This is a genomic window from Arthrobacter sp. Soc17.1.1.1 (assembly GCF_036867195.1).
Classification (GTDB): domain Bacteria; phylum Actinomycetota; class Actinomycetes; order Actinomycetales; family Micrococcaceae; genus Arthrobacter_D.
This window is the reverse complement of sequence record NZ_JBAJII010000001.1, coordinates 675,581-702,254: the sequence shown is the minus strand read 5'-3', so window position 1 is coordinate 702,254 and position 26,674 is coordinate 675,581. Positions and strand designations below refer to the sequence as shown.

General features: G+C 69.7%; 26 protein-coding genes. 7 read left to right on the top strand and 19 right to left on the bottom strand.

The genetic code is table 11. The features are described from left to right. Positions 1–69: 69 nt before the first annotated feature. Positions 70–615, top strand: coding sequence for a heme-degrading domain-containing protein (locus V6S67_RS03305; protein WP_334208884.1), 546 nt, complete (start codon positions 70–72; stop codon positions 613–615). A gap of 51 nt (positions 616–666) precedes the next feature. Here V6S67_RS03305 and V6S67_RS03300 read toward each other — a convergent pair whose 3' ends face one another. Together V6S67_RS03300 and V6S67_RS03295 are read right to left on the bottom strand one after the other, a co-directional pair. Next, positions 667–1,320: an SDR family oxidoreductase gene (locus tag V6S67_RS03300; RefSeq protein ID WP_334208883.1), complete on the bottom strand. Its 654-nt coding sequence runs from the start codon at positions 1,318–1,320 to the stop codon at positions 667–669. A 104-nt stretch (positions 1,321–1,424) separates the two neighbouring features. Next, on the bottom strand, positions 1,425–2,183 hold the full coding sequence (locus V6S67_RS03295) for an SDR family NAD(P)-dependent oxidoreductase (protein ID WP_334208882.1): 759 nt from the start codon (positions 2,181–2,183) through the stop codon (positions 1,425–1,427). 129 nt (positions 2,184–2,312) lie between these two features. Here V6S67_RS03295 and V6S67_RS03290 point away from each other — a divergent pair, with 129 nt between their 5' ends. After that, entirely contained in the window at positions 2,313–2,681 is a 369-nt protein-coding gene (locus V6S67_RS03290; RefSeq protein WP_334208881.1) for an STAS/SEC14 domain-containing protein, read from the top strand. 73 nt (positions 2,682–2,754) lie between these two features. Beyond that, on the top strand, positions 2,755–3,057 hold the full coding sequence (locus tag V6S67_RS03285) for a GNAT family N-acetyltransferase (RefSeq protein WP_334208880.1): 303 nt from the start codon (positions 2,755–2,757) through the stop codon (positions 3,055–3,057). On the opposite strand, the gene V6S67_RS03280 is transcribed toward V6S67_RS03285, so the two are convergent. Then, the gene (locus V6S67_RS03280; protein ID WP_334208879.1) at positions 3,054–3,632 is read right to left on the bottom strand and encodes a TetR/AcrR family transcriptional regulator; all 579 of its coding nucleotides are present in this window, start codon (positions 3,630–3,632) and stop codon (positions 3,054–3,056) included. The genes V6S67_RS03285 and V6S67_RS03280 overlap by 4 nt on opposite strands. Before the next feature lie 95 nt (positions 3,633–3,727). On the opposite strand from V6S67_RS03280, the gene V6S67_RS03275 reads away from it, so the two are divergent. After that, positions 3,728–4,561, top strand: a complete 834-nt coding sequence (locus V6S67_RS03275; RefSeq protein WP_334208878.1) for an alpha/beta fold hydrolase — start codon at positions 3,728–3,730, stop codon at positions 4,559–4,561. A 95-nt stretch (positions 4,562–4,656) separates the two neighbouring features. Here the strand turns inward: V6S67_RS03275 and V6S67_RS03270 are convergent, their stop codons facing one another. From V6S67_RS03270 to V6S67_RS03250, 5 genes are all read right to left on the bottom strand, one after another. After that, complete coding sequence (locus V6S67_RS03270; protein WP_334208877.1) at positions 4,657–5,418, bottom strand: SDR family NAD(P)-dependent oxidoreductase; 762 nt, start codon at positions 5,416–5,418, stop codon at positions 4,657–4,659. An 89-nt stretch (positions 5,419–5,507) separates the two neighbouring features. Then, on the bottom strand, positions 5,508–6,509 hold the full coding sequence (locus tag V6S67_RS03265; RefSeq protein ID WP_334208876.1) for an acetamidase/formamidase family protein: 1,002 nt from the start codon (positions 6,507–6,509) through the stop codon (positions 5,508–5,510). Between the two features lie 95 nt (positions 6,510–6,604). Then, positions 6,605–7,093, bottom strand: coding sequence for an SRPBCC family protein (locus V6S67_RS03260; RefSeq protein ID WP_334208875.1), 489 nt, complete (start codon positions 7,091–7,093; stop codon positions 6,605–6,607). Beyond that, on the bottom strand, positions 7,090–7,434 hold the full coding sequence (locus tag V6S67_RS03255; RefSeq protein ID WP_334208874.1) for an ArsR/SmtB family transcription factor: 345 nt from the start codon (positions 7,432–7,434) through the stop codon (positions 7,090–7,092). The genes V6S67_RS03260 and V6S67_RS03255 overlap by 4 nt, the downstream gene beginning before the upstream one ends. 103 nt (positions 7,435–7,537) lie before the next feature. Continuing rightward, positions 7,538–8,779 carry a glycerophosphodiester phosphodiesterase family protein gene (locus tag V6S67_RS03250; protein ID WP_334208873.1) on the bottom strand — a complete coding sequence of 414 codons (1,242 nt, stop codon included), beginning with the start codon at positions 8,777–8,779 and terminating at the stop codon, positions 7,538–7,540. Between the two features lie 253 nt (positions 8,780–9,032). Between V6S67_RS03250 and V6S67_RS03245 the strand changes: the two genes are divergently transcribed. After that, positions 9,033–9,932 (top strand): serine hydrolase, encoded by a 900-nt coding sequence (locus V6S67_RS03245; RefSeq protein ID WP_334208872.1) that lies wholly within the window; start codon positions 9,033–9,035, stop codon positions 9,930–9,932. Between the two features lie 46 nt (positions 9,933–9,978). On the opposite strand, the gene V6S67_RS03240 is transcribed toward V6S67_RS03245, so the two are convergent. From V6S67_RS03240 to V6S67_RS03195, 10 genes are all read right to left on the bottom strand, one after another. Beyond that, positions 9,979–11,193 (bottom strand): NAD(P)/FAD-dependent oxidoreductase, encoded by a 1,215-nt coding sequence (locus tag V6S67_RS03240; RefSeq protein ID WP_334211508.1) that lies wholly within the window; start codon positions 11,191–11,193, stop codon positions 9,979–9,981. Positions 11,194–11,316: 123 nt separating this feature from the next. Beyond that, positions 11,317–11,691 (bottom strand): hypothetical protein, encoded by a 375-nt coding sequence (locus V6S67_RS03235; protein ID WP_334208871.1) that lies wholly within the window; start codon positions 11,689–11,691, stop codon positions 11,317–11,319. A 104-nt stretch (positions 11,692–11,795) separates the two neighbouring features. Next, positions 11,796–12,530 carry a glutamine amidotransferase gene (locus V6S67_RS03230; RefSeq protein ID WP_334208870.1) on the bottom strand — a complete coding sequence of 245 codons (735 nt, stop codon included), beginning with the start codon at positions 12,528–12,530 and terminating at the stop codon, positions 11,796–11,798. Further along, the gene (yicI, locus tag V6S67_RS03225; protein ID WP_334208869.1) at positions 12,527–14,908 is read right to left on the bottom strand and encodes an alpha-xylosidase; all 2,382 of its coding nucleotides are present in this window, start codon (positions 14,906–14,908) and stop codon (positions 12,527–12,529) included. Before yicI ends, V6S67_RS03230 begins: the two co-directional genes overlap by 4 nt. A gap of 2 nt (positions 14,909–14,910) precedes the next feature. Beyond that, complete coding sequence (locus V6S67_RS03220) at positions 14,911–15,819, bottom strand: carbohydrate ABC transporter permease (protein WP_334208868.1); 909 nt, start codon at positions 15,817–15,819, stop codon at positions 14,911–14,913. Beyond that, on the bottom strand, positions 15,819–16,775 hold the full coding sequence (locus V6S67_RS03215; RefSeq protein WP_334208867.1) for a carbohydrate ABC transporter permease: 957 nt from the start codon (positions 16,773–16,775) through the stop codon (positions 15,819–15,821). Before V6S67_RS03215 ends, V6S67_RS03220 begins: the two co-directional genes overlap by 1 nt. 93 nt (positions 16,776–16,868) lie before the next feature. Continuing rightward, a complete protein-coding gene (locus V6S67_RS03210) occupies positions 16,869–18,176 on the bottom strand; it encodes an ABC transporter substrate-binding protein (RefSeq protein WP_334208866.1) in 1,308 nt (435 codons plus the stop codon). 115 nt (positions 18,177–18,291) lie between these two features. Next, entirely contained in the window at positions 18,292–19,308 is a 1,017-nt protein-coding gene (locus V6S67_RS03205; RefSeq protein ID WP_334208865.1) for a LacI family DNA-binding transcriptional regulator, read from the bottom strand. A gap of 234 nt (positions 19,309–19,542) precedes the next feature. Next, positions 19,543–21,405 (bottom strand): MFS transporter, encoded by a 1,863-nt coding sequence (locus V6S67_RS03200; RefSeq protein ID WP_442884684.1) that lies wholly within the window; start codon positions 21,403–21,405, stop codon positions 19,543–19,545. After that, positions 21,405–21,971 carry a MarR family winged helix-turn-helix transcriptional regulator gene (locus V6S67_RS03195; RefSeq protein ID WP_334208864.1) on the bottom strand — a complete coding sequence of 189 codons (567 nt, stop codon included), beginning with the start codon at positions 21,969–21,971 and terminating at the stop codon, positions 21,405–21,407. The genes V6S67_RS03200 and V6S67_RS03195 overlap by 1 nt, the downstream gene beginning before the upstream one ends. Positions 21,972–22,267: 296 nt before the next feature. Here V6S67_RS03195 and V6S67_RS03190 point away from each other — a divergent pair, with 296 nt between their 5' ends. Then, on the top strand, positions 22,268–24,688 hold the full coding sequence (locus V6S67_RS03190) for an FdhF/YdeP family oxidoreductase (protein WP_334208863.1): 2,421 nt from the start codon (positions 22,268–22,270) through the stop codon (positions 24,686–24,688). Positions 24,689–24,817: 129 nt separating this feature from the next. Continuing rightward, positions 24,818–26,140 (top strand): MFS transporter, encoded by a 1,323-nt coding sequence (locus V6S67_RS03185; RefSeq protein ID WP_334208862.1) that lies wholly within the window; start codon positions 24,818–24,820, stop codon positions 26,138–26,140. Between the two features lie 10 nt (positions 26,141–26,150). On the opposite strand, the gene V6S67_RS03180 is transcribed toward V6S67_RS03185, so the two are convergent. Continuing rightward, entirely contained in the window at positions 26,151–26,465 is a 315-nt protein-coding gene (locus tag V6S67_RS03180; protein WP_334208861.1) for a DUF6457 domain-containing protein, read from the bottom strand. Positions 26,466–26,674: the final 209 nt, after the last annotated feature.

Sequence of the window (26,674 nt, the reverse complement as noted above, 5' to 3'; positions counted from 1 at the left end):
GTCAAGATCCGGCGGTGTGGGGCGGGGATCCGATTCCTCCCCAGCCCGGTCACCGCGTAGATTTGTGCAATGAGCAATGATGCCCCTTCGACAGTCATCCGTCCGTTCGACCCCGACGGCGGCAGCGACCAACCTGCCGATGCACTCGAGGCGCTCATAGCGAAGATCGAAGGCGAGGTCGCCGAACTCCAGTTCACGCGGTTCACCAACGACGACGCCGTCGCCCTCGGGCAGTTGCTCGTCCAGCTGGGCGTGGGGCGCAACCTCCCGATCGCCGTCAGTATCTGCAAGCCGAACCACATCCTGTTCCGGGCCGCACTCGAGGGCGCCACACCGGACAACGACTTCTGGCTGGACGCGAAGAGCCGCACGGCGGAGCGGTACTCCGTGCCGTCGCTGCTCGTCGGCCTGCGGGCGCGTCGCAACGGTGGCCGGATCGACGACAACCCGATGTTCGACTCCGCGACGTACGCCGCCCACGGCGGCTCGTTCCCGTTCTACATCAGGGGCGTCGGTCCCGTGGCGACCGTGACGGTGTCCGGCCTGCCGCAGCTCGAGGACCACAGGCTCGTCGTCGAGGCGCTCCGGACGTTCCACGCGGCCGAGGGGCTGTAGGTCCCGACGGGCGGCGCCCCGAGGGACGCCGCCCGGTGATGCCGGGAGATCCTAGAGGGAGGCCTGGATGGCGTCCGCGATCGGCGTCTCGCCGTTGTTGAACCGGATCGTCCTGTCGACTGTCCCGAGTTCGCCGAGGACGACGGCCGCCACCTGGGCCACGTCCTCGCGGGTCACGGAGTCCTGCCGGGGCTCGTCGGAGACCTCGATCCTGCCGGTGCCGGGCTCGGTGGTCAGCGACCCCGGGCCGAGGATGGTCCAGGCGAGCCCGGAGTTGCGCAGGTGCTCGTCGGCCGCGGCCTTGGCCTCTGCGTAGTGGAAGAAGCCGTTGTCCTCGGGCACGCCGTGATCCTTCCGGGAGCCGAGGTAGGACACCATGACATAGCGGCCCACCGACGCCGCTTCCGCAGCATCGATCGAACGGATCGCCGCGTCCCGGTCCACCGCGTAGGTGGCCTCGACGCTGCTGCCGCCTGCGCCGGCCGACCAGACGACGGCGTCCTGTCCGCGGAAGGCCTCGGCCATCTGCTCCACCGACAGCTCGGACACGTCGGCCACCACAGGAGTGGCGCCCGCCTGCTCCACATCTGCCGAATGGTCCTGGTTGCGGAAGATCGAGCTGACCTGGTGGCCCTGGCTGCTCAGGATCTTCGCGAGATGCAGTGCTACTTTGCCGTGCCCACCGATGATAGCTACGCGTGACATGGGAACTCCTTCTGTTCGACGGATACCTCCTCCCCGACGCTAGTCCTCCCGCGCGGGCGATGGCCACCGGTGGTGGGATGTTCAGCCGCCGGCGCAGGCCCCGACTACCGGAGGTAGGACGCCCCGTTCGCGTCCACCACCGTGCCGCTCACCCATACCGGGGCATCGATGGCGAGCCAGGCGACGGCCTGCGCGATCTCCTCCGGCGTCGCGACCCGGTCGAAGGGGCTCTGCGCCCGCACCGCGTCGCCCCCGGGTCCGTCGAGGACGGTCCTGCCCATGTCCGTCTCCACGAAACCCGGTGCCACTGCCGCCGCGAAGATGCCGTGCGGGGCGAGACCGACGGCGAGGGACTGCGTCATCGCATGCAGTCCCGCCTTGCCGGCCCCATAGGCCGGGGTGACGGGTTCGCCGCGGTAGGCACCGCGCGAGCCGACCGAGACCAGCCGACCACCCTCCGGGCCTGCCGGCCGGTCCAGGAGGTGGCGGGTCACCAGCCAGGCCAGGTTCGCGGGGCCCAGCAGATTCACGTCGAGGGTGCGCTGCCACGCCTGCTGCCAGTCCCCGTAGGACGTCGTCGCGATGGGGTGTGCCTCGAAGATGCCGGCATTGTTCACCAGGACGTCGAGACCGCCGAGGTGATCCACCGCGTCGTCGACGATCCGCCGGCACGCCTCCGGATCCGCCACATCACCGACGACGACCACGTGTCCGGCACCGGGAAGACCGTCGCGGACCAGCCCTGCCGCCGAGGCGTCCCGTCCGGCATGCACCGCGATCCGGTGACCCCGTCCCGCCAACTCCCGTGCGATGGCCGCACCGATCCCGCGGCTCGCCCCTGTCACCAGAATGCTCAGTGTCATGCAGCAGACGCTACATCCTGCACGCCTGCCGCTGCCGAGGGCGGGCACCCGGGGACCGGTGGCCGATGTCGGGGGAGGTCCTTGCTACGCTGCAAGGCATTGCCCATGCCTCTCCCGTGAAGGACCCGGATGGACCTCTTCAGCGCGCACCTCGACAAGGGGATCCTCCGCCTGCGGTGGAACCGCGGTGTCGAGATCACGCATGCGGCCGCCGTCGCCGCCGCCCGCGCGCTGGCCGAATTCCACGGACCCACCCACCTGCCGCTCCTCGTCCACATGCACGGCATCTCCGGCATCACCCCGGAGGCACGCGTGGGCATGGCGTCCTACCGGGGCTTCACGCGGGTGGCGCTCGTCGGTGCCGACGCCGTCGACGAAGTGATGTCGGGCTTCTCCCACCGCTCCCCCACGGTCACCCGCTACTTCACGTCGGAGACCGAAGCCCTCGCCTGGCTGCGGGACAGCAGCACGGCAGACCGGACCGCCCCCGCACACTAGTGCTCCGGGAGGGCGGGGTGCAGGCCGACGGGCTCCGTTGACCGGTCTCCGCACCGGATGCCAGAGTGGCACCATGAGCACCGAGAACACCGGAGGCGGCGACGTCCAGGTCAGCAACAACGAGGGCAGAAGCCGCTACATCGCCACCCTCGACGGCGAATCCGCAGGCATCGCGGCCTATGAACGCTCCGGCGACACCATCGTCTTCACGCACACCGTGGTCGACGAGGACATGGAGGGTCACGGCATCGGCAGCACACTGATCCGCCACGCCCTCGACGACGCCCGGGACCAGAAGCTCACCGTGGTGCCGCAGTGCGAGTTCGTCGCGGCGTTCATCGACGAGCACCCGGAGTACCGGGACCTGGTGGGCTAGGCGGCCCTGCCGGCCCTGGCTCCGAGCGCGGCGTCGATCAGCACCTCGGCCGCGCGCCGCGCCTGCTGTGCGGCGTCGGCCGTCCCCGCGATCGCTGCCGTCGTCTGGGCCCCCTCGGCGAGGATCGAGAGCTGCGGGGCGAGGAACGCCGGTGCGCCCGCCTCATCCGCCAGCGCTCCGACGTACTCCTGGAACGACGCCTTGTGCTCTCGCGCGTACCGGGCCACCTCGGGGTCCACCGCACCGACCTCGGCGAAGCTGTTGATGAAGCCGCACCCGCGGAACGAGTCCTCGCAGAACCACTGCGCGAGGTAGTCGAAGATCGCGAGCAGGCGCTCGCGGGGTCCGGGAACCCGGCGGACCGCCGCCTCCAGCCCTTCCGCCCATGACCGGTGGCGCCGCTCCAGCACCGCCATGACGATGCTGCTCTTCGACGGGAACTCCTGGTAGAGCTTCTTGAGCGAGACGCCGGCTGCCGAGCGCAGCTCATCCATGCCCACGGCCTGGATGCCCCGTGCGTTGTACAGCTCGTCGGCGGTCGCGACGATGCGGGTACGCGTCTCCATGGGATCCATCCGTCCATTCTACTTGAAAAGAGAACGATCGTTCTATACGCTGTGACCAGCAGGCGAGAACGACCGTTCTCACCGCTCGAGGAAAGGACCAGGTCATGGGTTTCATCAAGGTCGGCACCGAGAACAGCACGGACATCGAGCTCTACTACGAGGACCACGGCACGGGCCAGCCCGTCGTCCTGATCCACGGCTATCCCCTCGACGGCGGCTCCTGGGAGAAGCAGACCGCCGCCCTCCTGAACGCCGGCCACCGGGTCATCACCTACGACCGCCGGGGCTTCGGCAAGTCCGGCAAGCCCACCACGGGCTACGACTACGACACCTTCGCCGCGGATCTGAACACCGTGCTCGAGACCCTCGACCTGAACGACGTCGTCCTCGTCGGCTTCTCGATGGGCACCGGCGAGGTGGGCCGCTACATCGGCACCTACGGTGAGGCGCGCGTCGCCAAGGCCGCATTCCTCGGCTCGCTCGAGCCCTTCCTGCTCCAGACCGACGACAATCCGACGGGCGTGCCCTCCACCGTGTTCGACGGCATCCGCAGCGCCGCGATCGAGGACCGCTACGCCTGGTTCAGCAACTTCTACAAGGACTTCTTCAACACGGATGCCTTCCTCGGGAACCGGCTCAGCGAGGAGGCGCTGCAGAACGCCTGGAACGTCGCCGCAGGGTCGTCCTGGTACGCGTCCTTCGCCGTCGTCGACAGCTGGCTGACCGATTTCCGCTCCGATGTCGAGAAGGTGACCGTGCCGTCCCTCATCGTCCACGGCACGGAGGACCGCATCCTGCCGATCGACTCGACCGGTCGCGAGTTCGCCAAGCGCCTGCCGTCGGCCGAATACGTGGAGATCGAGGGCGCACCGCACGGCCTGCTGTGGACCCACGGTGCCGAGGTCAACGAGATCCTCCTCCGCTTCCTGTCCAAGTAGCGGCCTGCCACGGCTGATGCACGCGAAGGGCGCCGGATCATCCGGCGCCCTTCGTCGTCCGGCGGAGCACCAGGAGCCACCGCGGGGGCAGGCTCCTAGAGCTGGATGCCCCGCGTGAGGGCGCCGTCGATCAGGATGTTGGCGCCGGTGGTGCGGCTGGAGCGGGGACTGGCGAGGAACACGACGGCGTCGGCCACCTCCTGCGGTGTGCCCATGCGGCCCGTCGGGTTGAGCCCCATCGCTGTCGCGAAGAGTTCCGGGTTCCCCTGCTCGATGCCTTCCCACACGCCGCCGGCGTGGTAGGTGTTGCCCGGCGAGACGGTGTTGGCGCGGATCCCCTGCCCGGCGAGCTGGAACGCCAGGCCCGCCATGTAGCCGATGAGTGCGGTCTTCACGGTGCCGTACGGGCCGGACGCGAAGTCCACCTCCCGGCCGGAGACGCTCGAGATGGCGGTGATCGACGGGATCCTGCTGCGTCCGAGGTGCGGCAGTGACGCCTTGACGAGATTCACCGTCCCGAGGAGGTCCACCCGCAGGCTCGCCTCCCAGTTCTCCGGCGTATCCGCGATCGCGAGGGCGCTGACGTTGCTCACGACGGCATCGATCCCGCCGAAGTCCCCGGCCACGGCGTCGACCCAGGCGCGCACCGCCGGGCCGTCGCCGACGTCGAGCACGTAGCCCGTGACGCGACCGGGCGAGGGGGCGAGTGCCGCCTCCGTCGCCCCGACCTCATCGGCGGAACGGGCGCAGAAGGCGACATTCGCGCCCTCGGCGGCGAAGGACTCGACGATCGCGCGGCCGATGCCCTTCGTTCCGCCGGTGACGAGTGCGGTCGAGCCGTTGAGGTGCAGGTCCATCGGTGTCCTTCGGTCGGGGCGGGTTGTTCCGGGGCGGAGTGTCAGGTGGGACGGCGGAGGATCCCAGGCCTGGACGCGGCCGGCGCGGCTCAGCGCAGCTCTGCGGCCTGCCGCCGGAGATGCGCGTGGAGTCCGCCGTAGGCGTCGACGGCGGGGAAGAGTGCCTTGGGCGCCTTCACGATGACGCTGTAGTTGGCGTCGACGGCGTTCGCTATCGGTGCGAGGGCCGTCTGGGTGAGGAGCTGGTAGGCGTCGAGATGGTGCAGCCCGAAGAGATCGCTGAACCAGCGGATCATCTCCAGCTGCCCGATGCGCCACGAATCCTCCATGGGGCGCGAGGAGCCGACCGCCATCCAGTGGTAGTCGGTCTCGAGCCGCGGCCAGCCCGGGGCGCCGCCCTTGATGAGTTCGACGATGATGGTCGAGTGCATGGCGCCCTCGACGGCGGTGCCGCAGGCCTCGCCCTCCCCCTGGCGGTAGTGGCCGTCGCCGATGGAGAACAGCGCACCCTCGACGTTGACCCCGAGGTACACGGTGGTGCCGGGCTTCACATCCGGCGCGTCCATGTTGCCGCCGAACCGTTCGGGCACGAGGGCCGAGCGGACCTCACCACCCGGAGGCGCGACGCCGATGGTGCCGAGCATCGGCTCGAGCGGCAGCGCGACCTCGAAGTCACCGAGCCTCGACTGGAATCCGACGGTCCGCCGCTCGGTGTCGACGTGGTAGATCCAGGTGATGTCCGGCAGTGGCTCCTGCAGGGTGGCGGTGCGGTCGGTGCTGGTGAGCCCGCCGAAGAACGGGATGGTGGCCGAAGCCCCGTAGGAGCGCGCCGGCGTGAGGTCGACGACGTGGAGTGCGAGCGTGTCCCCTGGCTCGGCGCCCTCCACGTAGAACGGTCCGGTCTGCGGGTTGACGAAGGCGAGGTCGACCTTCTCCCCGGAGACGTCGTCCACCGAGGTGAGCGCGTTGTTGAAGGCGTCCTCGGACCAGAGCCTGAGCGCCGTACCGGGCCGGACGGTCAGCACGGGGGCGCTGCCGCCGAAGGTGTACACGAGTTGGTCACGCCGCGGGTGGTACTCGATGATCTCCATGACCGGATGCTACGGGGCGGTCATGGGCCGGACAAGGGTCCGGCCCATGACATGCGTCCGCGTCCGGGACCCATGCCGGGTCGCGGACCCGGGCGTCAGCTCGCGACGGCGAGTGACGCCAGGACCGCGTCGAGGCGTTCGTAGCCCTCGTTCACGCCGACCTCCATGCCGCTGCTGATCATCGCGTCGCGGGTCTCGCCGGTGAGGAACACCGACCGGCCCGAACACCTCGTCCGGCCGTCCCCCAGATCCTCGAACGTCATGCTCTCGAGGCTCACGTGGTGGGGTGCGCCGTCGAACTCGAAGGTCTGGATGATCCGCTCGGGCGCGATCACGGTGTGGAAGATGCCACGGAATCCGTAGGCGCCGCCGTCGTCGTCGCGGTGGACGTACGAGTAGGCGCCGCCGGTGACGGCGGAGAACTCACGGATGTCCGTGGTGATGCGGTGGGGTCCGAGCCACTGGCGGACGAGGTCCGGTTCCGTGAAGGCACGGAACACCAGGTCCCGGGGGGCGTCGAACTCCCGGACGATGTCCACGTACTGCTGGCCGGGCTCGGCCGTGATGGTGGTGGGATTGCTCATGGCTGATCCTTGCTGTGCTGGTCCTTCAGGGTTGCGAGGACGCCGTCGAGCCTGCGGTACTGCCGCTCGGCCTCGAGGCGGTAGGTGTCGATCCAGCCGGTCAGCGCCTCGAGGGCGGCGGGGTCGAGGTGACAGGGACGGCGTTGCCCGTCCCGGGTACGCGTGATCAGGCCTGCCTGCTCGAGCACCTGGATGTGCTTCGAGACGGCCTGCTTGGTGATGGTGAAGGGTTCCGCCAGTTCGTTCACGGTGGCCGAGCTGCGCGACAGCCGCGCGACGATGGCCCTGCGGGCCGGATCGGCGAGCGCCGAGAAGGCGGCATCGAGATCGTCATCCCGCATGATCCACCTCCTCGTTGATCAACTAACCGGTTGATTATTCGAGTCTAGACCTGTCCTGTGACAGCGACAAGGGGGCGACGGCGCGGCCGGGCGCTCCGCCGGACTAGTTCGCGAAGACGTCCACGAGGCGCAGGTCCGGCGTCCACAGTCCGAGGGAGGTGCCCGTGTCGGCCAGAACGGGCGAAGCGAGCCCGTTGAAGCAGTCCGTGGGCGAATCGGTCCCGGCGCCGGCATGGACGCGGAGTTCGGCGCCGGGCAGCAGCACGTAGCCCTCCCCTACCCGGAGGATGCTGTTGGTGGCGTCGCGGAGGAAGTACCCGCTGACGTCGACGGCCGAACCCGACACGTTGCGCAGGGTGACGTACTCGCCGGCTCCGAACGCGACGTCGTCGCCCGCGGGGTCGTTGACGGCACCGCCGATCTCGACGGTCGCCTCCGGGAAGGCGGGGAGTCCGCGGAGGTGCCGGCCGTTCTGGATCGGGAAGTCGGTGGTGACGGCGTCGACACCGAGGTCCACGACGGCCTGCACGTCCTCGGGCGAGTTGACGGTGTAGACACTCATCATCAGCCCGGCGTCCTTGACCCGCGCGACCTCCTGCGGGGCGAGGCCGCGGTAGTACGCGCCCACCGAGTCGACGAAGGCCGCCCATTCGGCCAGGACCTCGGGCCCCGGGATCATCCACGTGAGCTGCTGGAGCAGGACGTCGGGTGCGAGCGCGGCGAACCTCCGGTTGGAGGCCTCGTCGAAACCGATCACCTGGACCCGGCGGGCTTCGACCAGCGTCCGCCACGCGGGATCGTTCCGCAGCTCCGAGGCCACGACCTCCTCGATGCCCGGGGAATTCCAGGGCGACTTGATCTCGATGTACACGCCGGCGGCGCCCGCCGCGACGGCGGCGGCGTCGTCGAGGTGCGGGATCCGCTCCCCCACGAAGCGCCGGTCGAAGTACGAGCCGGCGTCGAGCTGCTGCAGTTCGGCCCAGGTGAAGGACGTGATGGGGTCGGAGGCACGGCCCGGGAAGACGTCCTCCACGTCGGTGGTGCGGGCGGGGGTGTCGTCGTGGAAGAGGAAGGGGACACCGTCGGCGCTGAGCTGCACGTCGATCTCGATGAAGTCCGCACCGGACGCCCGGCCGTCCAGGAACGCCGCCACGGTGTTCTCGGGTGCCGTGCCGCCGGCACCGCGGTGCCCCACGAGGATGGGGCCCGTGGTGGGTCTCTTGGCTGCTGCCCGGGCATCCGACGCGCTGACGACCGGCGCTGCCGGTGCCGGGACGGCGAGCAGGGAGAGACCGACGCCTACAGCTGCGGCGCGCTGGAAGGTACTGCTGGGGCGGTACGGCATGGGGATCCTTTCGGAAGGGGAGGTGCGCGATCGAGGCACCTCCCCGATCCAACAGCCCCCACCAGACGGGGCCCACAATGGAGGATGAACGGTCGGTGAAGCTCCGTGCGCGGATATCGCCGCGTCGGCGGGCCACGTCACCGTGCATTCACTAGGCTGAGGAGGGCGGGGGCGGCCTCGGTAGGCCACCCGCTGGCAGGCGGGGGGGGTCGGCGCAATCACTCAGCAGCATGCGGGAAGGAGGCCGGCAGCGATGACCGGCACTGCCGACTCGCGGAAGCAGCGTCCTGCGCGCCGCCGGCCCTCACGCCGCGTGCGCCGCAGGAGGACCCTGTGGATCGCCGCTGGTCTTCTGCTCGCAGCCCTGGTCGCCGTCGCCGTCCCCCGGCCGGCGGTCGATGCGCCGCTCGACTCCAACGGGCCCTCGACCGTTCCGACGGCTCCCGTCGCGGCGGCACCGGCATCTCTCGAGGAGGCGATCACAGCCATCCTCGATGACGCCGGGGACTACCGGGTGGGGGTCGCGCTCTCGGACGTGCCCCGTGGTGCCGCCCGGACGTTCGGGGACGAGGGCCGGTTCTTCGCCGCGAGCACGGCCAAGATCATCACCGCGGCTGCTTTCTACCATCTCGTGGAGCAGGGAGAAGCGAGCCTCGATGACGCGCTGGGCGACTACGACGCCGCCTTCCAGCTCGAGGCCATGGTCAACAACAGCAGCAACGACGCCTGGCTCCTGCTCATGGACGCGGTGGGATACCCGCAGCTCACTGCGTACGCCGCATCCCTGGGGATCGACTACGACCCGGAGGAGAACCTTCTCACCGCCGCGGACATGGCCCTCGTGCTGCGCGACCTCTCGGCGGGGGAACTGCTCGACGAGGCGGACACCGCCGAACTCCTCGGCTACATGCAGGACACCAACGACGAGGCCCTCATCCCGGCCGGTTCACGCCCCGACATCCTGGTGCAGCACAAATACGGGCAGGTGGAGGACGACCTCCATGACGCCGCTCTCCTGACCTTTCAGGGCACCACCGTGGCGTTGGTGATCTACACGGAGGCCGTGGGTGACGGCGACGAGGCCGAGCAGACGGAGCTGATCCACGAGATCACGCAAGCCGTCGAGGACTCGCTGTTCCAGCTCGGCGGATGATCGGTCCGCGCCTGCGGATGCGCCTGCATCCTGCCGCGCTGCAGCCCTATGCCCTGCCGCGGAGGATGAGGTTCCAGTAGACCTTCGGGAGGATGACGCGCTCGGCGATGAAGGTGAGGCGCCGCTCCTTCGCGAGGTTGTTCCAGCCGGGGATGGTGGGCATGGGCGAGTACTTGTCGTCGAACTCCGAGAAGACGACGGTGTTCCGGCTGACCACGAAGGGGCACGCCGAGTAGTGGTTGTACTCGGCGGTGGGCTTCTTCCCCTTCAGCACGGCTCTCAGGTTCTTCGCGAGCACTTTCGTCTGCATCCGCAGGGCGGCGCCCGACTTCGAGTTGAGGGTCGAGGCGGCATCGCCCAGCGACCAGATGGCGGGGAAGCGCGTGTGCCGGAGGATGACGGGGTCCACCTCGACGAAGCCTCCGGGGTTGCCGGCCGCCGGCAGGTCCGTGGTCTTCAGCCACTCCGGTGCAGACTGCGGCGGCACCGCGTGGAGGACGTCGTACCCGAGGGTCTCGGACGCGCCGGTGACGGTGTTCTTCAGGTCTACCGTGCGGCCCTCGGGATCCACGGAGGCGAGCTCGGTGCTGTACCGGACCTCGATGCCGTACTCGTCGATCTTCCGGCCCAGTTCCTCGTCGATCAGCTCCATGCCGAAGATCGTCGGTGTGGACACGGCGAGGACCACCCGGATGTCCTTCAGGACGCCCTGGCGCTGCCAGTGGTCGCACGCGAGGTACATGGGTTTCTGCGCGGCGCCGTCGCACGATGCCGGTCCCGGCGGCTGCGTGAAGACGACGGTGCCGTGGGTCAGGTCCCGGAAGAGCTTCCAGGCCTTCGGTGCGAGCTCGTACTCGTAGTTCGAGGCGCCGTACGGCCCTTCCATCGCCTCCTTCAGGCCGGGGATGGCCGTCCAGTCGTTCTGGATGCCGGGGCAGATCACGAGGTGGTCGTACGTGACGGCCGAGCCCGACTCGAGCAGCACCGTCCGGGACTCCGTGCTGACATCGGTGGCCTTGTCCTGGATCCAGGTGACCCCCTTGGGCGTCACCGCGGACTGCAGCCGCACGGCCTCGAGGGCGTCGGCCGTTCCTCCGGCGATGTGCGAGAACAGGGGCTGGTAGAGGTGCCGGCTCCGCGGTTCGATCACCGCGATGTCCTTCACCCGGTAGCGGCGGAGGCGTCCCGCAAGGGACACGCCTGCGTTGCCGCCACCGATGATGAGCACCTGGTGATGCCGCTTCTCGCCCGCGGTGGGGATGACGGGGACCGTGCGGGCCGCCGGACTGGTGCTCGTGCTGGAACCGATGGCAGCTACCTCTTCCGTGTCGTCCTGCGCGTGTTCCTCGAACAGTACAGCGCACCACCGACGCACGACAGGCAGCTACAGGACGCCGGCGCCGACCTCGACGGACGGTGCGGACCGGTGGTCGGAGCCGGTGGACGTCGCCGTGACCGCGTCCGCCGGGGTCCCGTTGGCGAGGGCGACGAGCAGCAGGTAGAACGCGACGAACCACAGGCCGACGGCGACGCCCCGAGTCCGCGCACCGCCCCGCCGGGCCCGTCCGCGACGTCCACCGGGAGCGGGAGGCGACGCGCCCTGCCGCGTGCTACGAGCGGGCCCGCGTTCGAAGAATTCGAGGTCGATCCGCGCCCGGGTCAGCTCGGCCCGCAGCTGCTCGGCACGTTCCGCCGCCTGGAGCGCCTGCAGCTCCTTCTCCTGCCGCGCCTCGCGCGCACGGGCTCCCGCCGTCGTCATCGTTGATCCCCCACGCCACGATCGTAGGACGCCGGGGTGCCGGGTGACCCTCAGGTTTGCGGCAGGATCGGCGCAGGCAGGATCAGGGCGGGAACCGCACCGCGTCAGTCCCTCGCGTACCTCGTGACGAACGCCCGGAGGATGAGCTCCGGCTGGTCGACGACGGTGGCCCGTGCGCGCGCCATGTACTCGTCGGCCTCCTCGGGCGGGAAGTAGCCGGCGTGGCGGTAGGTGTCGATGCGGCCCACGAGTGCCTCGACGTCGAGTTCGGGATGGAACTGCGTGGCGTACACGTTCCGCCCCACCCGGAACATCTGCACGGGGCAGGTGGCCGACGATGCCAGCAGCACCGCCGACGCCGGCACCGTGGCGCACGCCTCCTTGTGCCCCACGTACGCCGCGAACGACGACGGCAGTCCGGCGAGCAGCGGGTCGGCGGCACCGTCCGCGGTCAGCGTGACCTCGACGGTGCCCACCGACTCTGCATACGTGGAGTCGATGACGGCTCCCTGGTGCCGGCCCAGGGTGCCGACGCCGTAGCACGCACCGAGGAACGGGTGGTCCTCCGCGACCACCCGGTCCAGCAGCCGACCCAGCTCCTGCTCCACCCGCACCTGGACCCCGCTCTTCGACTCCTGCGGATCCGAGGAGTTGAAGGGGCTCCCACCGAGGAAGATGCCGGAGTAGTCCGCGAGGTCCAGCGCGGGCAGGGGCTCGGCCTCCAGGCGGATCCGGCGCAGCTCGCCCTCGGCGAGCCCGCCGAAACGCAGGAAGCTGCGGTATTCGGCGTCCGCCGCGTAGTTCTCGGCACGGGTACCCAGCAGGAGGAACGGTTTCACCCTCCGATGCTACTGGCCTCCGGTGCCGGCCCCGCCTCGAGGTCCACCACTCCGCCGTCGGAGCGTACCTGCCCACCTCCGGCGAAGCGGGCACTGAACCCGACTCCGTCCGGGCCGGCGACGCGGTAGCCGCTCGCCGTCCGGGACACCCTGAACTCGCCCTCGGAGCCGGACGGCGTGACGACGCGGGCCACGGCGCCGTCGGCCGCGCCGGGGTAGACGGTGACGAGCGGGTGGTCGAGGTAGTCGTAGTCGGGCACGCGCCGGGCGTCGTCGGTGGTGCCGGTGACCAGCACCGCACCCTCCCGCACCCAGAGCGGCAGGCTGTCGAAGCCGTGCGTCTCGCGCCGCCACACGCCCCCGGTGACCACCTCGCCCGTGAGCAGCTGCGTCCACGTCCCGGCCGGCAGGTAGTACTCCACGTCGCCGTCGGCAGAGAACACCGGCGCGACGAGCAGGTCGGGGCCGAGCATGTACTGCCGGTCGAGGTGCGCGACGGCGGGATCGTGCGGGAAGGCGAGCTGCAGGGGCCGCATGAAGGGCGTCCCGGCGGTGTGGGCCTCGAGCCCGACGCCGTACAGGTACGGCATGAGCGCGAGCTTCAGCCGTGCGAAGATCCGCGTGACGTCGACGGCGCTCTGCCCCTCGGGCTCGTCACCCGTGTCGAAGGCCCACGGGACGCGGTAGCTCGTGGAGCCGTGCAGGCGGGAGTGGCTCGAGAGCAGGCCGAACGCGAGCCACCGCTTGAACACGGCCGGATCCGGCGAGCCCTCGAACCCGCCGATGTCGTGGCTCCAGTACCCGAAGCCGCTCAGCGCGAGGGAGAGCCCGCCCCGCAGCGTCTCGGCCATCGACTCGAACGAGGACGAGTTGTCGCCACCCCAGTGCACCGGCATCTGCTGCCCGCCGGCGGTCGCCGAGCGGGCGAACAGGACGGCCTCCCCCGTCCCGCGGACCTCCTCGAGGACGTCGAAGACGGCCCTGTTGTAGAGCTGCGGGTAGAGGTTGTGCATCGTTTCGGCCGGGGTGCCGTCGTGCCACTGCACACCCAGCGGGATGCGCTCCCCGAAGTCCGTCTTGATGGCATCCACGCCCTGGCCGAGCAGCGTGCGGATCTTCCCCTGGAACCAGGCGGTGGCCTCCGGGTTGGTGAAGTCCACGAGGCCCATGCCCGCCTGCCACAGGTCCCACTGCCACACCGTGCCGTCGTCGCGCCGCACGAGGTAGCCGGCCTGCGCGGCCTCGTCGAAGAGCTTCGAACGCTGGCCGATGTACGGGTTGATCCAGGCGCTGACCCGCAGGCCCCTGCCGTGCAGCCGCTCGAGCATGCCCTCGGGGTCGGGGAACACGCGCGGGTCCCACTCGAAGTCCGTCCAGTTGAACTCACGCATCCAGAAACAGTCGAAGTGGAAGACGCTGAGCGGCAGGTCGCGCTCCGCCATGCCGTCGACGAAGTGTCCCACCGTCGCCTCGTCGTAGTCCGTGGTGAAGCTCGTGGACAGCCACAGGCCGTAGGACCACGCCGGCACCTGCGCGGGCCGTCCCGTGAGCCGCGTGTAGCGCTCGAGGATGTCGGCCGGTGTGGGTCCCTGGATCACGAAGTACTCGAGCGTCTCCCCGGGCACCGAGAACTGCACGCGCTCCACGGCCTCGGAGCCCACCTCGAAGGACACGTGCTCGGGGTGGTTCACGAAGACGCCGTAGCCCCGGTTGGTGAGGTAGAACGGCACGTTCTTGTAGGACTGCTCGCTGGAGGTGCCGCCGTCGGCGTTCCAGATGTCCACGGTCTGCCCGTTCTTCACGAGCGGACCGAAGCGCTCCCCGAGCCCGTACACGAGTTCGCCGACGCCGAGGGAGAGCTGGGCGTGGAGGTACGACGGCGACGGCGCCCGTCCCGTCGTGGACACGCCGGCGACGCCGGCCGGTTCGGTGGTGACGGGCGCGTCCGGTGCGAGGCCCATGCGGCCCACCGACTTGTGCCCGCTGGAGGTCAGCGTGCGCCCGTCGGCCTCGAACGTGAGGTCCCACGGCGCTCCCCTGCTGATCCGCGCGGTGAGGCCGCCCGCGGTGAGCACCCCGCCGTCGTCGTCCGCCTTCGCCGCACCGAGTCCCTCCACCGCGCCGACGAGCTCGAAGCCCCGGTGCGGGGTGTCACCGCGGTGGTTCTCGATCCGCACGCCGATCACGCCGTCGAGCGGCGTGCTGAGCGTGACCGTCAGCAGGGACCGGTTGAGCGTGTCCCCGCGCCGCTCGATGGTCTTGGTCGGGGCCGAGACCACGAGGCGCCGGTAGTCCTCCGCCTCGATGTCGTAGGCCTCCTGCGCGTACTGCGCATCGACGCCGGGGCGGACATGCCAGAATCCGTCGGTGAATTTCATGGTTACTTGACTGCTCCTGCCGTGATGCCCCGGGTGAGGGTGCGCTGGAAGATGAGGAAGAAGATGAGTGTGGGGAGGAGCCCGAGCAGGGCGGACGCGCTGGTGGTGGTGACGTCCATGAGCCGGTCGCCCTGCAGGACGGTGATCGCCACGGGGACGGTCTGGTGATCGTTGCCGACGAGGAACGTCAGCGGGATCAGGAACTCGTTCCAGGTCCAGATGAAGAAGAAGATGAGCAGCACGCTCAGGGTGGGCCTCGAGATGGGGAAGATGACGCGCCACAGGATCTGCCAGCGGCTCGCGCCGTCGAGCGACGCCGCCTCCAGCAGCTCCTTCGGGAACGTCCCGTACACGGAGGCCAGCAGGTAGGTGCCGAACGCGCTCTGGATGACGGTGAAGATGATGATCACGGCCCACACGCTGTCGTAGAGCCCCACCTGACGGAACATGAAGTACAGCGGGTAGAGCAGCACCTCCTGCGGCAGCATGTTGGCGAGCAGGATCAGCAGCACCAGCCAGGTGCGGCCGCGCACCCGCCCGATGCCGAGGGCGAAGGCGTTGAACATCGAGATCCCGACGGCGAGCACCGCCACGGTGCCGCTGATGAAGAAGCTGTTCCAGAGCTTCCGGGGGAAGTCGACGCGCTCCCAGAAGGCCGTGATGCCGTCGAAGTAGAGCGCCGAGGGCAGCGAGAGCGGCCCGCCCTGCGCGTAGTCGGTGGGCGACTTGAACGAGTTGGCGAGGATCAGCAGGAACGGGACGGCGATGAGCAGCCCGATGAGGACGGCCACCGCCAGGATCACCCAGTCGCCGGCGGTCCTGCGCGCCCGTCCGCCGCGCCGTCGTGGACGGGGCGGTTCCTGCACCGCATCACGTGCGGTGCGCTCGGCGGTGGTGTCGGTGATGGCCATCAGCGTGCCTCCTCGCTGCGTTCGAGCCTCGTCTGCACGAGGACGAAAATGATGGCGACGACGGCGATGACCACCGTCAGCGCGGTGGCGATCGTGGCGCCGTAGCCCACCTGCTGGGACTGGAAGAACTCGCTGTAGGCGTAGTACGCGGGCACGATCGTGGAGGTGCCGGGCCCGCCGCCGGTCAGGGCGTAGATGGGACCGAACACCTTGAGCGCGGCGATGGCGCACGTGAGGGTGACCACGAAGATCTCGGGCCGGATGATGCTGACGGTGATGGCCCGGAAGCGCTGGAACCAGTTGGCGCCGTCGAGCTCCGCGGCCTCGTAGAGCTCCGGGTCGACCCGCTGCAGGGCCGCCATGAAGATGACCACGGGGTAGCCGAGCTGCACCCAGACCATGATGACCATGATGCTGGGCAGGGCCGTGGCCGGGTCGCCGAGCCAGTTGCCCTGGAGACCGCCGAGTCCGACGGCGGCGAGGACCTGGTTCAGCGCACCGTTCTCGGGCCGGAGGATCCAGCCGATCACGATGGCCGCGATGACGCCGGGAAGGATCTGCGGCAGGTAGTAGGTGGCCCGCAGGAAGCTCGCGAGCCGCCCGCCGAACTTGCGGCCGATGAGGTCGAACAGCATCGCCGCGAGGACGAGGCCCACCACGGTGGGCACCACCACCATCGCGACGATCATGGCGACGGAGTTGCGGAACGAGGTCCAGAACGTGGTGTCGCCGAAGAGCTCCACCCAGTTCTCGAGGCCGATGAACTCCGGCGGACGGATGCCGCGGTACGAGGTGAAGGTCAGGTAGACGTTCCAGATGAGCGGCACCACGATGATGAGCAGGAGCAGGGCGAGGCCCGGCAGCAGGTAGAACCAGAAGGAGTTCCGGCTGGAGCCGGGGATGAGACTGGTGGTCGGACGCGCGGGGCGTTCCGTGGACCGGGTTGCGATCGCCATGGGCGTGCACCTTCCAGGCAGGGGTGATCAGGGGGCCCGGCCGCGCCGCCGGTCAGCAGGGCGGACAGCGGCGCGGCCGGGAGGATGGGGCGGTCAGCCGACGATGTCGTCGACGCCGCTCTGGTACTGCTCGCCGACCTGCTGCTGGAACTCCTCCGGCGACGTGGTGCCGTTCATGAGTTCCTGGAGCCCGGCGTTCAGCTCGTCGTAGAAGGTGGGCGTGGGCCAGTCCGGGTAGAACGCGATGCCGTCCTTCTCGGTGAGCTCGTTGAAGTTCGCGATGAGTTCCGAGCTCTTCTCGTCCGTGATGTCCGCCGGGTCCGCGGCGACCGGGACGCCGCCGTTGTTCCCGATGAGGTTCTGGATCTCGGGGCGCATGGTGATGTCGATGAACTTGTACGCGAGGTCCTTGTTCGCGGCCGTCTCGGGGACTGCCCACATGTTGCCCGCCGAGCCCGGGGCGAGTTCGGCCTCGGGGAACAGGAAGGTACCCCACTCGAAGCCGGTGGCCTCGGTGGTGAACCGGTTGTGCCACCAGCTGCCCGAGAAGAAGATCGGGTTGGTGCCGTTGATGAAGGCCGTGCCGGCGTCCTCCGCCGTCGAGCCCGTGGCGTTGGCGGAGATGTAGCCCTTGTCGGTCCAGTCCTTGACCGTCTCCGTGGCGAACGAGACCTCCTCGCCCTCCCAGTCCACCGGGTTCTTGTACAGCTGGTAGTCCTCGACCCAGCCGCGGTCGGCCTGCGTGAGGGCGAGCTGGTACCAGAGCTGCCCGAGCGGGTACTCCGCCGCGGATTCCGCCATGGGCGTGACCCCCTTGTCGGTGAACGCCTGGAGCACGTCCTCGAACTCGTCGAGCGTGGTGGGCACCTCGAGGCCGGCCTCGGCGAACATGTCCTTGTTGTAGTAGACCTCGACGAACTCGCCGTAGTTGGGGACGCCGTACCAGCTGCCCGAGCCCATGATGCCCTGCTCGTCGTACTTCGCCGTGGTCTGCAGCGACGGGGCGAGCTTGTCGTCCCAGCCGTACTGCTCGACGGCGTCGTCGAGGTTGGTCAGCAGGCCCTGGCTGGACAGCAGGCCCGCCGTGGCGTTCCCCTTGTTGTACTCGAGGAGGTCCGGGGCCTCGTCCGAGTTCAGCACCTGGCTGGCGGTGGAGCGGATCTGCTCGAAGCTGCGCTCCTCGAACTCGACCGTGGCGCCGGTCTCCTCCTCGAACACCTTGATGGCCTCGGTCCAGGCGATGCCCATGGCGCTCGTCTCGCTCTCGAAGTGCCAGAGCTTCAGGGTGTCCCCCTCGCCGCCCGCACCGGACTGCGCGTCCGGAGCGGAACCGGCGCATCCCGACAGGGTGAGCGCCGCGGCCGTGAACGCGGCCCCCAGGATGATTCTGCTCTTCTTCATGTCTACTCCTTCGTAGTGATGGCCGGCTGCCTCCAGGTCTGCCGGGATTCGTCGAAACGTTTCGATTACTGCGTGTGGCCGGTCCGGGGACGGACCGGTGGGTGGAAGACCGGCGCTACGAGCCCGGACGGGGTGCCGCGACGGAACCGTGCTCGCGGTATGTGGGCGCGACGAGCTCGACGCGCGGTGCGACGGTGCCGTCGAGCTGCTGGACCGCCAGCTCGACCGCACGGGTACAGGTGTCCGCCGGGATCAGCGGGATGACATCGAGCGGGGGCGTGAAGGCGGAGGTGTCGAAGGTCGGGGCGCCCGCGATGACGGAGAGGTCCCCGGGCACGGACAGCCCACGGCCCGCCACGGCCTCGAGGACCGCCTTGTGGACGCCCTCCTCCGCATGCACGACGAGGCCGGTGGCGGCCGGGGCGCCGTCGAGGATGCCGGACAGCGCTGCCCGGACCTCCGGCGGGTCCTTCTCCGTCGTCGTGAAGCGGGCGGCGACGCCGCGCTCGGCGGCCCGTCGCAGGAAGCCGTCACGGAACCGGGTGGGGAAATTGGAGCCCCGCTCGTAGACGACCTCCGGATGCCCCAGCAGGGCGAGCGAGGTGTGCCCCGCATCGACGAGCCGGTCCACCGCGAGCGCCGCGGCCGCCTCGAAGTCGAGGTCCACGCAGACCAGCCCGTCCGCATTCCCCGGCACGCCGATGAGGGCGGCCGGGACACAGAGCGACCGCACGAGCTCGGCACGTTCGTCGTTGATCGAGACGTCGAGGACGATGATGCCGTCCACGAGCCGGCTCGAGGAGACACGACGGAGACCGTCGGTCGCCTCGTCCTCCGTGAGCAGGAGGACGTCGTAGTCGTACTTCCTGGCCGCCGTCGCCACGGCCAGGACGAAGGCCATGTGCGCGGGGGCGTAGGTGTCGCTCCTCAGGGGTGCGGTGAGGGCGAAGATGCGCGTCCTCGTCCCCGCGAGCATCCGACCGGCGGCGTTCGGCGTGTAGTCGAGCTCGCGGACGGCCTCGTCGATGCGGAGTCGCGTCTTCTCCCCGATGGGACGCTTCCCGCTCAGGGCATAGGAGACGGTGCTGATGGACACACCGGCGACGCGTGCGACGTCGTGGATGTTGGCCATGCGGACTCCTGTGTCTGCGGGGGAACGGCGCCGGCGTGCCTTCTCCGGCGACCGGCCGTCTAAACGTTTCGACGACCCGTGCTGAGTACGCTACGTCACATCCGCGGCGGGGACAAGGGGTTTGTGGGACGAGAGAACAAATCGCTGGAGCCGGACATGCGAACAGGCCGCCGGGAGTCCCGGCGGCCTGTTCGGTGATGCTTGGATGCTACTGCTGAGTACCGGGCGAGGCGCTCAGCGGTTGGCGTCCGCGCGCTCCGAGAGCTCGGCGTCCAGTTCGGACAGCTCCCGGGCGACACGGTCGACGTCGGCCTTCGAGATGGCGACGGGACCGGCGCTGTGCCGGCCGTGGGACGGCTGCATCGCGACGACGACGGACTCGGCCGACGGCTGCTCCGCGGCCGCCTCCGTTCCTGGTGCGGCAGGCGCCGAGCCCGAGGGGGCTCCGGCGACGGCCGGCGTGGTGCCCGTCGCTGCCGGTGACATCGACGCGGCGGGACCCGCGGGGGCCGCCTGGGCGAAGTCGACCGTGCGGCGCAGCGGGCTCTCCTTGATGAACAGCACGCAGACGAGGCCGACGACCGCGATGACCGCGGTGATGAGGAAGATCATGGCCGTGCTGTCGCCGTAGGCGGCACGCACGATGTCGGCGATCGGTGCGGGGAGGTCGACGAGGTCGAGCGAACCGCCCGCCGCACCGCCCGTCGTGGGGATCCCGGCGGCCGCGAGGCCCTCGGTGGTCTTGGTCTCCACCCGCGTGCCGAGGATGGCGCCCAGGACGGCGACGCCCGCTGCACCACCCATGGAGCGGAAGAACGCGACCGACGCACTGGCGGACCCGATGTCCTTGACGGCCACGGTGTTCTGGACCGCGAGGACCAGGTTCTGCAGCATCAGGCCGAGACCCAGGCCGAAGACGAACGTGTACGTGCCGACGAGCCAGAGGTGGGTCAGGTGGTCGATGGTGCTCGCGAGCCCGAGGCCCGCGATGAGGAACAGCGAGCCTGCGACGAGGTACCGCTTCCACTTGCCGTACTTGGTGACGAGCAGACCGGCGCCGATGGATCCGAGCAGGTTGCCGGCGATCATGGGCAGGGTGAGCAGGCCGGCCTCGGTGGGCGTGGCGCCACGGGCCACCTGGTAGTACTGGCCGAGGTAGCTCGAGGAGGCGAACAGGGCGATGCCGACGGCGATCGAGGCGATGATCGCGAGCGCCGTGGTGCGCTGGGAGATGATCTTCAGCGGGATGACGGGCTCGGCGACCTTCGACTCGACGACGAGGAGCAGGGCCAGCAGGATGACGCTGCCGCCGACCATCAGGGCCGTCTCGCGGGAGAACCACTCGTAGTAGCCCTCCTTGCCGGCGAAGGAGACCCAGATGAGGAGCAGGCTCACGCCCGCGGTCAGCAGGATGGAACCGAGCCAGTCGATGCGGGCCTTGCGGCGCGTGTCGGGGAGCTTGAGGGTCAGCTGCAGGAGCACGAGGGCGATGATCGCCAGCGGCACGCAGACGAAGAACGTCCAGCGCCAGCCGAGCGGGGAGTCCACGATGAAGCCGCCGAGCAGCGGGCCGCCCGCAGTGGCGACGGCCATGACGCCGCCCATGTAGCCGGAGTACCGGCCACGCTCACGCGGCGCGATGATGGTGCCGATGATGGCCTGTGCCAGTGCGGTGAGACCACCCATGGCGACACCCTGGATGACACGCGCGGTCAGGAGCAGCGGGATGCTCTCCGCGAAGCCGGCGAGGACCGAGCCGGCGACGAAGATGACGATGCTCGCCTGCACCAGGATCTTCTTGTCGAACAGGTCGGCTAGCTTGCCCCAGATCGGGGTGGTCGCGGCGTTGGCCAGCAGTGCGGCGGTGATGACCCACGCGAAGTCCGTCTGGGAGCCGTTGAGGTCGCTCATGATGGTGGGCAGGGCGTTGGCGACGATGGTGCTGCTGAGGATCGCCGTGAACAGGCCCGCGAGCAGACCCGTGAGCGCCTGCAGGATCTGCGCGTGGCTCATGGGCTCACCGGCCCCGGTGGGTGCTGCGGGCGGTTGCGGTTCGGCGACCGCAGCGGCCTTCGCCTTGGTGGAATGGGTGGCCATCAGCGTTCTTCCTTCATGATCTCGGTGGTGCTCTTCGGATGACGGCCGTCGTTGCCCGTGCGGTGTGCGGTGGTGCGATGTGTCCTGGCCGGCTCTGCGGGCCCGGACGGCGCCGCGCCGTGGGACGGGGCGGCGGAGCGGAGTGCTGCGGTGAGGTGCTGGACGGACTGCGACGCCGCTTCGGCCTCGCCCTCGGTCCAGTCGGAGAGGATCTCCCGGAGCGTCTCGGCCCTGCGCTCGTAGGTGTCGGCGAGATACGTCCGCCCCTCCTCCGACAGCGAGAGCAGGCAGGCCCTGCCGTCCAGCGGGTCCGGCGTCCGCACCACGAAGCCGTACTGCTCCAGGTCGGCGAGCTGCCGGCTCAGGGCGGACGGCCCGATGCCGAGCCTCCCCGCGAGGGCCGATGCCCGCATCGGACCGCCCTCCCCGATGAAGAAGAGGACGCCGGTGTGCGCGGGGCCGAGCTCCGAGTACTTCATCCCTGCGGCGGTGACACCCCGGAGGGCGCGCTGCAGATCGAAGATGTGGTGCACCAGCTCTGCAGCGGTGTGCTGCGCTACTGACATGGGTACTCCTGGCCTCGTATACTTCGTTGCTCTAAGTAACTGTACGCTCCTCGTTTCGTTAGGTCAACTAAATAAACGCCCGTCGATCCTGTTCTGGGACGGCCCGGGATCCGGCATACTAGGACCTCCTCGAGCGGCGGCAGGGCCTTCGAGCGCCCGGGGCGCCGTCAAGCATCCACGGAATCTTCGGGTGACGCTTGCGGTTTCGACCGGCACCCTGTTAGGCCTGATACACAAGGGCAGGTGATCCCCCTGCCGAGGAGGGCCCACCCGGGCCGCGGAGAAGGACGTTCGCCATGACGCGCAAGGAACCCCGAGTAGTCGAGCCGGACGAGGCCAGCCTTCACGTCGAGGACCGGCCGAAGGAATGGGCCGCGGGCCTGCCGGGTGTCTACCACTCCATGAAGCCGGCCATCGAGCACATGGGCGTGGAGCGCACGCTGCGGACCGTCCTCAAGATGAACCACAAGGACGGCTTCGACTGCCCGAGCTGCGCCTGGCCGGACCCCGCCAAGCGGAAGACCTTCGAGTTCTGCGAGAACGGCGCGAAGGCCGTCACCTGGGAAGCGGCACCGGTGGTCATCTCCTCCGAGTTCTGGGCCGAGAACTCCCTCACCGACCTCCGCGCCCGCTCCGAGTTCTGGCTGGGCATGCAGGGCCGGCTCGTCGAGCCCCTCCACAAGCCCGCCGGCGAGGACCACTACCGGCCGGTCAGCTGGGACGAGGCCTTCGAGATCATCGGCACCAAGCTCAAGAGCCTCGACTCCCCGGACGAGGCCGCCTTCTACACCAGCGGCCGCACCTCGAACGAGGCCGCGTTCCTGTACCAGCTGTTCGCCCGAGGCTTCGGCACCAACAACCTGCCCGACTGCTCCAACATGTGCCACGAGTCCTCCGGCTGGGCCATGGGGCAGACCATCGGCATCGGCAAGGCCACGGTCACGTTCGAGGACTACGAGAATGCCGACCTGATCATCGTCATGGGCCAGAACCCCGGCACGAACCACCCACGCATGCTCACCGAACTCGAGAACTGCAAGCGCAACGGCGGCCAGATCGTCGCCGTCAACCCGCTCCCCGAGGCGGCTCTGAAGCGCTACAAGAACCCGCAGACGGTCCGCGGCGTGGCCGGCAAGGGCACCGAGATCGCCGACCAGTTCCTCCAGGTCCGGCTCGGTGGCGACATGGCGCTGCTCCAGGCCGTGTCGAAGCGCGTCTTCGAGGCCGAGGCGAAGAACCCCGGGACGGTCCTGGACCACGCGTTCCTCGAGGAGCACTGCGAGGGCCTCGACGAGCTCCGCGACTACCTGCTCACGCTCGACGACGCCACCGTGGTCGAGGCCACGGGGCTGCGCATCGAGGAGATCGACGAACTGGCCGCCCGGTACATCGCCGCCGACAAGGTCATCATCACCTGGGCCATGGGCATCACGCAGCAGAAGAAGGGCGTGGCCACGATCAAGGAGATGATCAACCTCCTGCTGCTGCGCGGCAACATCGGCAAGCCCGGCGCCGGCGCCTCCCCCATCCGCGGCCACAGCAACGTGCAGGGCGACCGCAGCATGGGCATCTGGGAGCAGATGCCGGCCACGTTCATGGACGCGCTCGGCAAGGAGTTCTCCTTCGAACCGCCCCGGGAGCACGGTGCCGACGCCGTCGAGGCCATCAAGCGCATGCGGGACGGGCGGGTCAAGGCGTACATCGCCCTCGGCGGCAACCTCGTCTCGGCCATCTCGGACACGCAGGTGGCCGAGGAGGCGTTCGAGAACACCGACATGACGGTGCAGATCTCCATCAAGCTCAACCGCTCGCACCTGATCACCGGCAAGGAGGCGCTGATCCTGCCCTGCAAGGGGCGTACGGAGATCGACCGCCAGGCCACGGGCGAGCAGTTCGTCTCCGTCGAGGACACCGTCTGCGCCGTCCACCCCTCCCGCGGCACGGTGGAGCCGGTCTCCGACAACCTCCTGTCCGAACCCGCCATCATCAGCCGCCTCGCCCGTGCCACCCTGGACGGCAGGCTCGACGCCGACTGGGAGGGTTTCGAGAAGGACTACGACCTGATCCGCGACCACATCTCGCGCGTGGTCGAGGGGTGCGAGGACTACAACCGGAGGATCCGCCTCGATGGCGGCTTCGTGATGCCGAACGGCCCGCGGGATTCACGCACGTTCAACACGCCCACCGGGAAGGCCGTCCTCACGGTCAACGACCTCGAGTACCTCGAGCGACCCGCGGGCACGCTGATCCTGCAGTCGCTGCGCGCCCACGACCAGTGGAACACCACCATCTACAGCCACAACGACAGGTACCGCGGCATCAAGAAGGGCCGCCACGTGGTGTTCATCAACCCGGAGGACATCGCCGAACTGGGCCTGACGGACGGGCAGAACGTGGACATCCACGGCGTGTACGACGACGGCGTGCAGCGTGTGCTGCGGGCCTACCGCGTCGTGTCGTACCCGACGGCGCGCGGCTGCGCGGCCTCGTACTACCCGGAGGCGAACGTCCTCGTGCCGCTGGACGAGGTGGCGCAGGGCAGCAACACGCCGACCTCCAAGCAGATCATCGTGCGGTTCGAGCCGAGCAGCCACACCGCCCCGACCGAGCACTACTCGGCCGCGACGGTCCCGGTGACCGACGCCGAGCCGGACGGCTTCCCGGACGTGCGGACGCAGGAGACCCCGGCGAAGCAGGCAGCGGCGTCGAGCGTCTGACCCCGCGGGCTCGCTGGCATCACCGGGAGCGTGCGGGACAGGGCCGGGTGGGCGACCGCCCGGCCCTGTCCGTGGGTGGTGGATCCGCGTAGACTGCCCCGGTCACGAAGACCATGAGGGGCGGACCCAGTGGAGCAGCAGGACCGGCAGGACAGGCCGCGGAACCACCAGGACCCCGGGCAGGACCACGAGCACGACCAGCACCACGACCAGCACCACGACCAGCAGCGCCGTGTCGTGCGGGTCCTCGTGGCCGCGCAGATCCTCGGCGGACTCGGTGCAGGGGCCACGCTGTCCCTCGGCGCGCTCCTCGCGGCCGAGACGTCCGGCTCGAGTGCGTGGTCCGGCATGGCCGCGACCATGGCGACGCTCGGCGCCGCAGCAGCAGCCGTCCCCCTCGCAGCACTCGCCCAGCGCAGCGGCCGCCGCATCTCCCTCGCAACCGGTGCCGTGGTGGCCTGCCTGGGTGGGCTCCTCGCCATCGCGGCCGCCTCCCTCGCGTTCTTCCCGCTGCTGCTCGTCGCGCTGGTCCTGCTCGGCGCCGGAGCAGCCACCGGGCTCCAGGCGCGCTTCGCCGCCACGGATCTCGCCACCGAGGCCACGCGCGGGCGCAGCCTCTCCGTCGTCGTCTGGTCCACCACGATCGGCGCCGTGCTGGGCCCCAACCTCTTCGAACCGGGCCAGGCCGTCGCCGGGGTGCTCGGCATCCCTCCGCTCAGCGGGGGCTTCGTCTTCACCGCCGTCGCCCAGGCCGCAGCGGCCCTCGTCTACGCATCGGGGCTGCGGCCGGATCCGCTGCTGACCGCCCTGAGCCGCGACGCCGCGGACCGCCCGGTCGGCCTGCCCGTGCCGGCGAGGCGGCGCGGCCTCGCCATCCTGGCCCGCAACCCGGCCGCCCGCTTCGCCGTGGCGGCGATCGCGGTCGGCCACGCCGCGATGGTCTCCGTGATGGCCATGACGCCCGTCCACCTCCACGACCACGGGGCCGGACTGTCCGTCGTGGGTCTGACCATCAGCCTGCACGTGGCCGGGATGTACGCGCTGTCCCCGGTGTTCGGGTGGATCGCGGACCGTGCCGGGAACGTCCGGGGCATCCTCCTCGGCCAGCTGCTCCTGCTGGCTGCGCTGCTCACCTCGTGGCAGGGCTCCGCCTCGAACGCCTGGGTGACGGTGGGCCTGATCCTGCTCGGGCTCGGCTGGTCCGCGTGCGTCGTCTCCGCCTCGGCCCTCCTCGCGGGCTCCGTGGAGGTCACCGAGCGGGCACCGGTGCAGGGCTCGTCGGACCTGATCATGAACCTGGCCGGTGCACTCGGCGGGGCCCTCGCGGGCCCCGCCCTCGTGCTGCTGGGCTACTCGGGCCTCGGCCTGGCCGCAGCCGTCCTGGTGGCCGGAGTGCTGGCCTGGACGCTCACGCGGCTGGGCGGGCGGGCCACCACGCCCGTCCCCGCCTGAGGAGCGGCGGTCACTGCGCCGAGCCGGTCCAGCCCTTCTGCTCCTGCGTCTCCTCGTCCTTCTCGATCACGGTCGTCACGGTCGTCGCGGCCTTCTCGACGGCGGCGCTCGTCTCCTCCCGGCTCTTCGTGGTGACGGTGCCGGCGGCGTAGCCCACCAGGAAGGCGCTGATGACCCCTGCGTGCGGTCCCACCAGGTGCGCGGAGCGGTCGGCCAGTTCCACGATCCGGGGGTGGTCCACCTCGAGGTCGAGGATCTGGAGCGCCTGGGTCAGGGTGCGGCTCCAGTCGCTGAGGGTGCGCTCTTCGTCGTCGGGCGTTGCCATGGTGTCTCCTCGCGTCGGGCGTTCCTGGGCTGCCGACGCTCGTCGGCAACGCTCCCCAAGCTGTATCACCGCCGTACCGGCGCATCAAGGAAAACCGCACCGTTCCCGGCCTTCCTTGACTTCGTCCCGGTGCGGGGATGTACTTCCTTGCGGCAGGGTGACACGATTCACCTGCCATCCTCGGCAGGACCACCTCGACGGAGAGGAAC